The sequence below is a fragment of the Phormidesmis priestleyi BC1401 genome (genome assembly GCF_001650195.1).
GTDB classification, from domain to species: Bacteria; Cyanobacteriota; Cyanobacteriia; order Leptolyngbyales; family Leptolyngbyaceae; genus Phormidesmis_A; species Phormidesmis_A priestleyi_B.
This window is the reverse complement of sequence record NZ_LXYR01000091.1, coordinates 1-10753: the sequence shown is the minus strand read 5'-3', so window position 1 is coordinate 10753 and position 10753 is coordinate 1. Positions and strand designations below refer to the sequence as shown.

General features: G+C 49.1%; 12 protein-coding genes and 1 pseudogene. 3 read left to right on the top strand and 10 right to left on the bottom strand.

What is annotated here, in order from left to right:
* Nucleotides 1–51 precede the first annotated feature (51 nt).
* Nucleotides 52–684 carry a sensor histidine kinase gene (locus A8707_RS24405; RefSeq protein ID WP_197485039.1) on the top strand — a complete coding sequence of 211 codons (633 nt, stop codon included), beginning with the start codon at nt 52–54 and terminating at the stop codon, nt 682–684.
* 8 nt (nt 685–692) lie between these two features.
* Entirely contained in the window at nt 693–1373 is a 681-nt protein-coding gene (locus tag A8707_RS24400) for a response regulator transcription factor (protein WP_068819836.1), read from the top strand.
* Nucleotides 1374–1566: 193 nt separating this feature from the next.
* Here the strand turns inward: A8707_RS24400 and A8707_RS29980 are convergent, their stop codons facing one another.
* The 10 genes and pseudogenes from A8707_RS29980 to A8707_RS24355 form a co-directional block, all read right to left on the bottom strand.
* A complete protein-coding gene (locus A8707_RS29980; RefSeq protein ID WP_231948452.1) occupies nt 1567–1737 on the bottom strand; it encodes a helix-turn-helix domain-containing protein in 171 nt (56 codons plus the stop codon).
* Nucleotides 1738–2133: 396 nt separating this feature from the next.
* On the bottom strand, nt 2134–4041 hold the full coding sequence (ftsH, locus tag A8707_RS24390) for an ATP-dependent zinc metalloprotease FtsH (protein WP_068819834.1): 1908 nt from the start codon (nt 4039–4041) through the stop codon (nt 2134–2136).
* Between the two features lie 132 nt (nt 4042–4173).
* A complete protein-coding gene (locus tag A8707_RS24385; protein ID WP_068819832.1) occupies nt 4174–4428 on the bottom strand; it encodes a hypothetical protein in 255 nt (84 codons plus the stop codon).
* Nucleotides 4429–4487: 59 nt separating this feature from the next.
* Nucleotides 4488–5690: a M20 family metallopeptidase gene (locus A8707_RS24380; protein WP_068819830.1), complete on the bottom strand. Its 1203-nt coding sequence runs from the start codon at nt 5688–5690 to the stop codon at nt 4488–4490.
* A 155-nt stretch (nt 5691–5845) separates the two neighbouring features.
* Nucleotides 5846–6524 (bottom strand): annotated as a pseudogene (locus A8707_RS24375) (IS66 family transposase); the annotation flags it as partial.
* Between the two features lie 84 nt (nt 6525–6608).
* Nucleotides 6609–6830: a hypothetical protein gene (locus tag A8707_RS24370; RefSeq protein ID WP_068819826.1), complete on the bottom strand. Its 222-nt coding sequence runs from the start codon at nt 6828–6830 to the stop codon at nt 6609–6611.
* A 342-nt stretch (nt 6831–7172) separates the two neighbouring features.
* Complete coding sequence (locus A8707_RS24365; RefSeq protein ID WP_068819824.1) at nt 7173–8300, bottom strand: universal stress protein; 1128 nt, start codon at nt 8298–8300, stop codon at nt 7173–7175.
* Nucleotides 8301–8336: 36 nt separating this feature from the next.
* Nucleotides 8337–8462 carry a hypothetical protein gene (locus tag A8707_RS30410; protein ID WP_269452766.1) on the bottom strand — a complete coding sequence of 42 codons (126 nt, stop codon included), beginning with the start codon at nt 8460–8462 and terminating at the stop codon, nt 8337–8339.
* Between the two features lie 62 nt (nt 8463–8524).
* Entirely contained in the window at nt 8525–8839 is a 315-nt protein-coding gene (locus A8707_RS24360; RefSeq protein WP_197485035.1) for a GUN4 domain-containing protein, read from the bottom strand.
* A 1068-nt stretch (nt 8840–9907) separates the two neighbouring features.
* On the bottom strand, nt 9908–10501 hold the full coding sequence (locus tag A8707_RS24355) for a universal stress protein (protein ID WP_231948451.1): 594 nt from the start codon (nt 10499–10501) through the stop codon (nt 9908–9910).
* 36 nt (nt 10502–10537) lie between these two features.
* Here A8707_RS24355 and A8707_RS29975 point away from each other — a divergent pair, with 36 nt between their 5' ends.
* Nucleotides 10538–10678 (top strand): hypothetical protein, encoded by a 141-nt coding sequence (locus A8707_RS29975; RefSeq protein ID WP_156518886.1) that lies wholly within the window; start codon nt 10538–10540, stop codon nt 10676–10678.
* Nucleotides 10679–10753: the final 75 nt, after the last annotated feature.

The window sequence follows — 10753 nt, the reverse complement described above, 5'->3', positions numbered from 1 at the left end:
GTATTCGCAAGCAGTTGCGCGACTCGGACAACCTACGCGATGCGGTAGAATTTGTTCTTAAACAAGCTGCGTCCTAACCAATGTGGCAGTGGCTATAACTTAAGCGATTATCAACAGCAGGCGATCGCAACAGCGACGGCGGAAACGGAACGCACGATCCGAATGCTGCAAGATTTGCTCGATCTAGCACGGGCAGATAGTGGTCATCTCCATTTTCGGCTCAATCCCATCATGCTGAATACCCTCGTGACAGAAGTGGCTGCCATGAGCCAAAAGGTTAGCAATCAGCAAATTAATGTGCTGACAACGGAGGAGGATGTGGTCACCTGCGCCGACCAAGATCGCTTGCAGCAAGTGCTAATTAATCTAGTGGATAATGCGATCAAGTATTCTGCACCAGGGCAAGCCGTTGATTTGATTTTAGAACAGACCAAGCAGCACGCCCTGATTCATGTGCGCGATCACGGGATTGGCATTCCCCTGCCCCATCAGCATCGAATCTTTGAACGGTTTTATCGAGTGAATGAGGGCATGACTCGCTCTAGAGATGGTACCGGGTTGGGGTTAGCGATCGCCAAAAGTCTAACTGAAGGGATGGAAGGTCGCATCACTCTCCGCTCTAAGCCAGGAGAAGGGAGTATCTTTACCATTGCCCTGCCTCTGTGGAACCCTTCTCAATCTTGAACAACTGTATGACTGATCACATCCTCCTAGTTGAAGATGACCCCAGATTAGCTGAGTTTATTGAAGCAGAACTCAGTCTAGAAGGCTATCGTGTCACAGTTGCCGCTAATGGCATACACGGGCTGGCAATAGCGCGGGAAGCACAGCCTGATCTTTTGATTTTAGATTGGATGCTACCGGGCATTTCAGGATTAGATGTTTGCTTGCGGCTACGTAGTACAGGCATTCAAGTGCCGATCATCCTGTTGACAGCAAAGGATGAAGTGCCCGATCGCGTGGTCGGACTCAATGCAGGAGCCGATGACTATGTTACTAAGCCCTTCAGCATCGAAGAACTGTTGGCTAGGGTGAAAGCCCGCTTACGCTGCACCCATCCTGAAGCACCCGATTTGCTAGAGTTTGAAGACTTGACGTTGAATCGGCTTGCCCGTCAAGTCTATCGAGGTAAACAACTGATTGCATTAACCGCCAAAGAATTTGACCTGTTAGAATTTCTCCTCCGTCATCCCCGTCAGGTGCTCACCCGCGATCAAATTCTCGAAAAGGTTTGGGGTTACGACTTTATGGGTGAATCCAACATCATTGAAGTATACATCCGCGCATTACGGCTTAAGCTAGAAGCAAGCACCCCAAAACGGTTGTTGCATACTGTGCGGGGGGTTGGCTATGTGCTACGGGAGACTCTATAGTTTGTTAGCAAAAGTACTTGAGTGTATTGCCTGAAAATAAACGGGGTCAGCAAACCAACAAATCGTTGTAGGGGCAGAATGACGATCGTCGGCAAGGTGACAAAAGTTACTAACTACCGCTGAACTCACCCGCTGGACTGCTTAGGTTGACGGTTGAGACATTAAATCAGTCTTACCCACAAGCGTTCAAGATTCAGATCCACCCTGCTTGCGCAATGACTTGTCCAATTTCTTGAGGAGTTGCACCTGCCGCTAACATCGCTCGAATGAGCAGTTCAATAGAAACTGAAGCATCACCTTTCTCGGCTTTGGCAATCCGAGGTTGGCTTGAATGCAATTTTTCTGCCAATTCTGCTTGGGTCATTGATTGTTGTCGTTGCTCTTTTAGGTGACGGCTGAGAGCAAGTTTGATCTCGATAAGTGCAGTTTCTTCTAGAGTTGAGATCTAAAAATTGTGAAACAGTCCCAATCTTCCAGCCTTTCTCTTCTAATCGGTTTCTTTTGGTCTTTTCCATAAGGTTAATCTTATGTATTCTTTTCATAACTGACAATGCTGAAGAACTATAGACCTCCTGCGTGAATCTGGACAGCCCTCCTCACGAAGTGGGGGCAAACCCTCGCCAACCCTTCTCCCCAGAGAGAAAGGAGCCAGAACTCTTGTCCCCTCTCCCTAATGGAGAGGGCTAGGGTGAGAGTAAAATCTGTGCTTCAGAGATCGATTTCAGCAACGCCCAAGTTATTAGCTATCGCTCAAAATCGACTAACCCACGACGTTTGCGGGTTGCCCAACCTCGCAATAGTCTGCCACAATTGCGCGGAACTGTTCGCCTTCGATCGTTTCTTGCTCTAGCAGCATTTCGACCAGGCGATCGACCAAGGCACGATTTTCTCGAATCAAGAGGCGGGCTTGGGCATAGCATTGCATCGCGATCGCGCGCACCTGCTCATCAATCTGGGTTGCCACTTCTTCAGAATATTCCGATCTAGGCGACAAACCGCGACCCAAGAAAACCTCACCCGAAGAGGAGCCTTCAAGGGCAATCAGACCCAAATCAGACATCCCATAGCGGGTCACCATTTCTCGTGCCAAGTCAGCGACAGCTCTAATATCGCCACTGGCTCCTGCGGTTACCTCGGATTCGCCAAAGATTTCTTCTTCAGCCGCTCGACCGCCCAGAGACATGGTGATGCGATCGGTCATCCACGATCGAGTGTAGAGTCCGCTGTCAATCATGTCTTCGTTAAAGGCTTGTTGGGCAAATCCACCAATGCCGCCAGAGCGAGGAATAATCGTGACTTTGTTGAGCGGGTCAGAGTTCTTTAGCAACGTCATCAGCAGCGCATGACCAATTTCGTGATAGGCAATCAGGCGTTTTTTCTTGCTGTCGAGTAGAGGAGTGAGCGTTAGCCCGATCGTGATCCGGTCGATCGCGTCGTCGATTTCCAAGGCGGTGATTTCATCTTTGCGACGACGCGCAGTGAGAATCGCGGCTTCGTTCAGCAGGTTAGCGAGGTCGGCACCAGAGAAACCGGGAGTCCGACGAGCAACGGTTTCGAGGGAGACTTCTGAAGACAGCTTTTTGTTGCGGGCATGAACCTCTAGAATTCTCAGTCGCCCTTTGTAGTTGGGCAAATCGACCTGGACTTGTCGATCGAAACGACCCGGACGCAGCAGTGCAGAATCTAAGACATCGGGACGGTTTGTAGCGGCGATGATAATGATTCCCGTGTTGCCCTCAAAGCCGTCCATTTCGGTCAGCAGTTGGTTGAGGGTTTGTTCTCGCTCGTCGTTGCCGCCGCCGATTCCGGTGCCGCGCTGACGACCCACCGCATCAATTTCGTCGATAAAGACGATGCAGGGGGCGTTCTCTTTAGCTTTTTTGAACAGGTCACGGACGCGCGACGCACCAACCCCGACAAACATCTCGACGAATTCAGACCCAGAGATTGAGAAAAATGGAACTCCGGCTTCACCCGCGATCGCTTTTGCCAATAATGTCTTACCCGTTCCAGGCGGTCCAATCAGCAAGACTCCTTTGGGAATCCGGGCACCGACCGCTGTAAAACGCTCAGGCTTTTTGAGAAAGGTGACGACTTCTTGCAGTTCTTCTTTGGCTTCTTCAATGCCTGCCACATCATCAAACATCACCCCCGTTTTTGCCTCCATTTGGAACCGAGCGCGAGACTTGCCAAAACTCATTGCCTGCCCAGGTCCACCAGAGGAATTGGTCGATCGGCGCAAAATCATCAGCAGACCCGCAATCACCAGCACAAACAGCAGCAGATTGGCTACGATGCCCATCAGAGCGCTGTTGTCAGCCGTCGGCTGGGAGTCAAAATTGACTTTGTTAGCTCTCAGCCGCTCAATCAATTCGGGGTTGCGCTCAAGTAAGGGCACTTCGACGAGGGGATCGTTGGGCTTTTGTCCTTCTAATTTGACTCTGGCAACTTTTTGCGCTTCGTCAATTTCAACTTTCGTGACTTCGCCCGCATCAATTTTTTTCAGCAATTGACTATAGCTGAGAGGGTCACGAGGGGTTTGCGCGATCGCGGGGGTGCCAATCATGATCGTTTGAGCGATCGCCCAGCCAATCATAACCATCTTGGTTGCAGCCGTTTTTGTGGGAGAAGTCCGTCGCGCTGTTGCCTTTGTCAAGGAGCCTTTCATAGTCTATTGCTTGCCTTTTGTCTGCGGTGACTTAACATCGCAGCTCACGAGAGCATGACTTCTCAGAGCGGCGATTGTATCTAGTTTAACCTCGCAATTAATCAGCGAGGTAGAGAATAATTTTTTATCGCGCTAAAGCTCAGAAGGGGTGTCAGGTGCGACGATTTCTCCTCCCATTTGCATCAGGGGCGTTTCGTCTCTAATCAAATCACTCAGTTCGTGAAACTCTACGCCCATGTGCTGACAGGCTTTCTCAAGTTCGTGTCGAAAGGTGTTGAGGTCTTTGCCATAGCCACAGAGATCTGCCGTCGTCTCAATGCCTTGTTTGGCGTTGGCTCGTGCACAGTCTACTAGATCTAAGCCCTGTAGAGGGGTTGGGGATGCCATAATGCTTCAAAGTCTACGACTCCTTACTGTGTCACTACGATCGGGGTTTTCTAATCCCTCTAAGGAGCGGTTGTAGTCGATTCTTCCCAATATTTCCAGACGGCGTTTGCCATCGTTGCTACGCCTGTGAGAATGGCAGATTCATTCACCTTAAATTGAGGGTGATGTAAGGGATAGTTACGCTGATCTTCAAACCCTACGCCCAGACGAAACATGCTGCCGGGGGCATGTTTGAGATAGACCGCAAAATCTTCGGCACCCAGCGATGGCTCTTGAATGATTTGAACGCTGTCGCTGCCCCACATCTCTTGAGCTGCCGATTCGAGCAGATGAGTCAGCGTCGCGTCGTTTTGCACTGAGGGAACTCCGCGCCGATAGTCTAGCTGATATTTTGCGCCATAGGTTCCACAGACGCTTGAGACGATTTGTTCGACCCACTCAGGCAGAGTCGCGCTGGTTTCTGGATGCAGCGATCGCACCGTTCCCAATAACTGCACCTGGTCGGCAATTACGTTTGGGGCACGTCCACCTGTGATTTTGCCGATCGTCAAAACCAAGGGACGAAGCGGATTTTGAGTTCGGCTGATGGCTTGCTGCAAGCTGGTAATTACCTGCGAGGCAATCCAGATCGCATCGATGGCTTCGTGAGGACGCGCCCCATGTCCAGATTCTCCCAAAATGGTAATTTCTAAATCGTCGGCTGCGGCGGTTAGCGCTCCATAGCGAATGCCAATTTTTCCGGCGAGAATCGAGGGAAACACATGCACTGAGAGAACTGCGCTAACTTGATCCATCGCGCCATCTTGCACCATCCATTCTGCCCCTTGGGCGATTTCTTCGGCAGGCTGAAACAAAAAGCGCACGTCTCCAAGCAACGATTCTCCTAGCTGGGATAGCACCATCGCGGTGCCTAGACCGACGGTAGTGTGAACATCGTGACCACAGGCGTGCATGATTCCGGCGGTGCGAGAGGCAAACTCTAACCCGGTGCGCTCTTGAATGGGCAGCGCGTCCATGTCGGTGCGAACGGCAAGCAGACGACGATTTGGCGCACCCGAATTCTGTCCTTTGAGTTCTCCAATCACGCCGACTTTTCCGATCGCTTCCTGCACTTGCAGCCCACATGATGAAAGTACGCCCGCGACATAAGCGGCGGTTTGCTGCTCGTGTCCGCTCAATTCTGGGTGGCTGTGGAGGTGCCGACGAATCTCAACCAAGCGGGGAGCCAGAGCGGTGGCAATTTCTTTGATTCGAGTGTGCATGAAGATGTTTAAGGAGACCTTTCTCCAATCATAAGACGGGTTTAAGAAGAAAAAAGGTAACTACTCAGGCTGAAGAGCAGGCATCAGGGGACAGCCGCTAAAAGTCTGCCTCAAAGCCTCCAAGAGCCGAGACCTTGCTTTTTGAGTGTGGATAGGATAGCCGCGAATGCGACAGAAGATTTGTGCTCCCGTCTCAGAGCGGAACCCTCCCGATATTTTCTGTTTGAGTTTCATCATGCGTAAATCCCGCTCAGCTTGATTGTCGTCAAACGGGACTCGAAAGTCGTGCATAAAAGCCAAGACGTGAGATTGGTGACGGTGCAAGCGATCGAGCAAATTTTTGGCAGGGCTTTGTTTGACCCGTCCATTGGGTCTTGGGGTTTCTGTTAGCACCTCAGTGGATGGATTAGCCGCTAGTTCGGTGGTCACTAACGTGTGGTAACGCTGCTCAAAGTCTTGTAGGGTTTCCGAAGACAAAGCGGCTTGTCCCTCGCTTTGAGCCTGCTCCACTTGAGCTTTGATCTCGATGGACAATTCCATCATCTGGTCTGAAGGTTGCTGATAGCGTTCCAAAACAAAGCGTAGTTCCCGCAAATGATGGGCATTACACAGAGCAGGGTCACAGTCGTAGTGAGCATAACTGCTCCACCCATCATGCACACTGATGCCCTGAAACTCCAGCAAGACAGCCATCTCCGTCATCGCGACTTGTTCCCGCTTGGGATGGACAAAGTAATCAGTCAAAAACTCACTGCTAGCAACGTGTAACCACCATAATTTTCCGTTGACCCGCAGTTCTGTTTCGTCAAAGTGTCTCACCGCAGACCCTTGCATTCCTGCTTTGGTCTGCCTGGACACCTCCGCCAGTTGCTCGAAACAACGCACTCAACTGTTGAACAGCGCACCTTCTAAAACGATTTATCCCAACACATCCTGCATCAATTGACAGACCCGTTCGGGTGGCAACATTTGATACTCTGACAAATACACCAGCAGGCTTTTCACCCCAGACCCATACTGCACGACGTTCGAGACTCCAACTGGGAATTCTCCTCGGTTCAGCACTTCACAATCTAGGCAGCACTTCACTTCTGCCTGATGGTCTCTCACGACCAACCGCATCGGCAGCAAGTCATGCACTCTCTCCCAGTTGGCAAGATCTTGAAGTTTCAGCCTGAGTCATTGCGACGATAGTTAAGAAATTGCCCCAATGCAGCATGATAAACCGAGTGTTTGGGTCTCTATTTTACTCAGAGACGCAACTCCTCTAGAAATGCTCTAGAGTATTTTGGATGTAGACCTCGATCGAGTGCGACTGCACCTCCCAGCATAGTGATTGCTCTCCTCTAATTCCTCTTTCTCCTCCCAACCGCTCTATTGCTGAGATAATCGATTCTCAGAGATATCTGATGTGGATAGATGATCTCGAAATCTAGGAGATGACCCAATGCCCACGCTACGTCTAGACTTTGCAGATACGCCTTAGGCTTTCTCAGTCGCGATGATATGCACATCGATATTTTTAAGTGCTTTCAGCAGTTGTTGAGTTAATGAGCCGCGCAGCAGAGTCTTCCAGAGAGATCGCTGACTTTCCCCGATCACAATCTGCGTAATTCGATATTCTTTAGCAACCTCTGAGATTGCCCCTGCTTTTTGCTGCTCTGAAGCTCGAACAAACTGCCCTCCAAATTCATGACAGAGGCGTTCACAGGTTTCAATGTGCAAACTCTCTGCTTTATTCAAAAAGCGATCGGGATCATTCACAAATAGACAGTAGAGAGGAGCGTGCATATATCCCGCCATTCGAGCACCTCGCCTGACAAGCTGGATGGCGTTGGGGTAAGTCGAGACACACACTAACACTCGCTCGTGAACGTTGCAGTAAGGTGTAACACTGGAGTTATTGCTATTACCGATGGCATCTTCTTCGACGTTATCTGCGATCTCTCTGAGGGCAAGCTCTCGCAGGGCAATCAGATTACGCCGTTGAAAAAAGTTTTGTAGGGATTGGTCAATTTTTTCAGGAGCATAGATTTTTCCATCTCTTAGGCGTTCCTCTAGCGTTTCAGGCGTGACATCGACCACGACGACTTCATCGGCTTCGTCGAGCAGTCGATCGGGAATTCGTTCTCGCACGACCACTCCAGTAATCCGGGCTACTAAATCATTCAAGCTTTCCAAATGCTGAATATTGACGGTCGAAAAGACATCAATTCCGGCTGCTAAGATCACTTCGACATCTTGATATCGTTTTTCTCGCTCAGATCCAGGGACATTTGTGTGAGCGAGTTCGTCTACTAGAGCAAGCTGGGGTTGACGCGCAATAATGCTATCCGTGTCCATCTCGGTGAGAGTGACACCAGACCAAGTAACTTCTTTGCGAGGAATAATGTCTAACCCGATCGCTTTGTTAGCTGTCTCCCGCCGCTTGTGAGTTTCTAGCAGCCCAACAATGACATCGACCCCTTCTTTTCTCAGACGATGTCCTTCTTCCAGCATTTTGTAGGTTTTGCCTACACCGGGAGACATCCCAATAAAGATCTTATGTTTCCCCCGACGAGCAGGGCGAATGTATGAACTATCAGGAGAGCGGATGGGTAAGTTGTCCATTGTTGAGGAGGTGATAGGGCATCAAACACAATCAGGTTAGAACTTGCACCGCTTTAATGCAGCGTCTAAAGACACATCAAAATTGTAGCCCCGCTCAACGGTCGGGAAGTGTCCGGGCGGCGGTGTTGTAAAGTTCGGCTCCTTCCCTGGTTTATAATCCATGCGTTTTGTTTGCGGGTTATAAGTCCACTCGATTTCCCACTCCCCGGATGATTTTTGCCATCCTACCTCTGGTTATACATCTTTCGGTAGTCGCCTAGCGCCCTTAGAATACCTTGCTGGGCAGCAAAGCCAAACTTACCATTACTGGCATTGTTCCACAGTCGATCGACGGTGCGTAAGTCTTTGCAAGAAAACGTATCCATCTCGTCTTGCGGGGTAAATCCTTGAGCTTGAGCCTTAGATCCAGCCGCTTCTAGCAGCCGTTCATAGGTTTCGCGATCGGCAGCCTTCCAGTTCTGCTGCTGCAAGTCATCCCGCAGTTTACTGTAATTATAGCTACCGCCACATAGGTTAGGACAGGGACATTTTGGCAGCACGCGAAGCACACTACCAAAAATGTCCTAAGCAAAGTGGCGATGGCTATAACATTGCGATCGCTCTCCAAAGGCAATTGATTTAGGGGTTGAGTGCGATCATCTTGACTAGGCGGAGGATTGTTGGATGATGCACTGCTTGATGAGAAACCAGGAATAGAAGGCAGTCCATTATTTGGCTGTGTTTTTAGCCCAAACCAAACCACTGCTCCAGCTAGGCTAAACAGCCCCAAAATGATCAGCAAGGTTAGGATGACGGCTGTGCGGTTATTCTTTGCCATAACTTAGAGCAGATCTTGTACGTCTCATTCAGTTAAGTTTAATGCGGTCAATGGGCGGTTAACTGATCACAGACTATCTGGTTAAAAAAACTATAGGCGACCGCTAACAGAATCGCTGGTTTGCTTAATGCTCTAATGGACAATCGTTGAGTGAATAGTAAACGGGACAAGCTTTCTTGAGAATAAATTTGAGTTCTGGAGCCATCATGGGAGTGAAGCGCCATTACTAGAATAATATAATCTCCAATGCTGATCGAAGAATTCTCGCTGTATTGGAATGGCTTCTTTATTTCTAAGGCATCCTAAAACAACACATTTTTCAGGAATTTGAATATCAGCTAAATGCCCTCCGCAATAAAATGCTATTAAACTCAATTATGACCCCAAATAGGCTTGGATCTAATGACCTCTTCGTAGAGATAGATTTTTCTTCACGCATCGTTAGAAACACCTTTTATTAGATTTCTTACGCCATGTTTTCTCTAACAGTTCAACTCGTGCTTATCAACAGTCCGGACAATTTTAAATCGCCAACGGTGGAATGCGGGTTTCAGCATCATCACTGAGGCAAATACCAACGGTGGAATGAGGGTTTCAGCCTCTGCCTCAAAAAATGTCCGGAGTATTGGCTTATAGAAGCTTCGCTTGATGGTTTCTGCGTAAGATAATAGTTAGACCGATTAGCAGCGGGAGTGTGATGACAAAACACCTGCAAGAAGTTTAGAATCTTGCTAAATCATAGGTTGGTGCGGCTGAACAGTACTTCTCTCAGGAATCATAGAGGGGTAACCTATCGACTGGTTGAAACGATGTGAACATCGATTTGCTTGAGCGATCGCGTCAACCGACTCACTAAAGATCCACTCAGAAAGTCTTGCCAGCGAGATTGATGAGATTGACCCACCACAACTTGAGTGACTCGATAAGATCTGGCAGCTTTAACAATTTCTTCTGCCGGGTTTTCTCCTACAATTTGAAGAAATTCACCATCAAATTTCTGACAAAGGCGCTCACAAGTTTCGACATAGCGGATTTCTGTTTTGGTTAGCGATCGACCTGGATTGCTGATCAACAAAACATAAAGGGGAGCGTTCATATAACCTGCAATTTTTGCGCCGCGTCGAATCAGTCGTAGAGAATTTGGATGAGTCGAGATGCACACTAAAACTCGTTCGTGAATACAGCAAACTTCGTCCAGTTGAGCATGACCATTGCTGCATCGCTGCACGGCTTGGCGAAGTCCTTCTTCTTCAATTTGGTCTGCGACTTCTCGGAGTGCAAGCTCTCGCAACGCAATTAGATTACGACGCTGGAAAAAGCCATGCAAAGCCTGGTCAATCTTCTCAGGGGGTGCGACCTCTACTTGATTTAGTAGGTCAAGCATGATATCACTGAGTGAGGCAACCAAGAGGTGGTGAGTATGAGCGCTCAATTGCTGAGTCAAGAAGGGACGCAAGTCAGGATAGAAGTGACGATAGACCTGAGTCATTCGCTGCGGTTGTGTCGCAAATACTTTTTAGTGACAAACGAAGTATCTCGTTCGCATTCCGTTAAGCGCTAATTCCGAACAGTTCTTCGATAAACTTCGCTTGAGATACACTGTCCCCTTTGCTGACTCCCTTCACTTGTCCTTTGC

Bases quoted from the DNA above. Each gene is read 5' to 3' on its own strand.
- ftsH (WP_068819834.1), bottom strand. From the start codon at position 4,041: ATGAAAGGCTCCTTGACAAAGGCAACAGCGCGACGGACTTCTCCCACA.
- A8707_RS24355 (WP_231948451.1), bottom strand. From the start codon at position 10,501: ATGCTTGACCTACTAAATCAAGTAGAGGTCGCACCCCCTGAGAAGATT.
- A8707_RS29975 (WP_156518886.1), top strand. From the start codon at position 10,538: ATGAGCGCTCAATTGCTGAGTCAAGAAGGGACGCAAGTCAGGATAGAA.
- A8707_RS24385 (WP_068819832.1), bottom strand. From the start codon at position 4,428: ATGGCATCCCCAACCCCTCTACAGGGCTTAGATCTAGTAGACTGTGCA.
- A8707_RS24365 (WP_068819824.1), bottom strand. From the start codon at position 8,300: ATGGACAACTTACCCATCCGCTCTCCTGATAGTTCATACATTCGCCCT.
- A8707_RS24380 (WP_068819830.1), bottom strand. From the start codon at position 5,690: ATGCACACTCGAATCAAAGAAATTGCCACCGCTCTGGCTCCCCGCTTG.
- A8707_RS29980 (WP_231948452.1), bottom strand. From the start codon at position 1,737: ATGACCCAAGCAGAATTGGCAGAAAAATTGCATTCAAGCCAACCTCGG.
- A8707_RS24400 (WP_068819836.1), top strand. From the start codon at position 693: ATGACTGATCACATCCTCCTAGTTGAAGATGACCCCAGATTAGCTGAG.
- A8707_RS30410 (WP_269452766.1), bottom strand. From the start codon at position 8,462: ATGGATTATAAACCAGGGAAGGAGCCGAACTTTACAACACCGCCGCCC.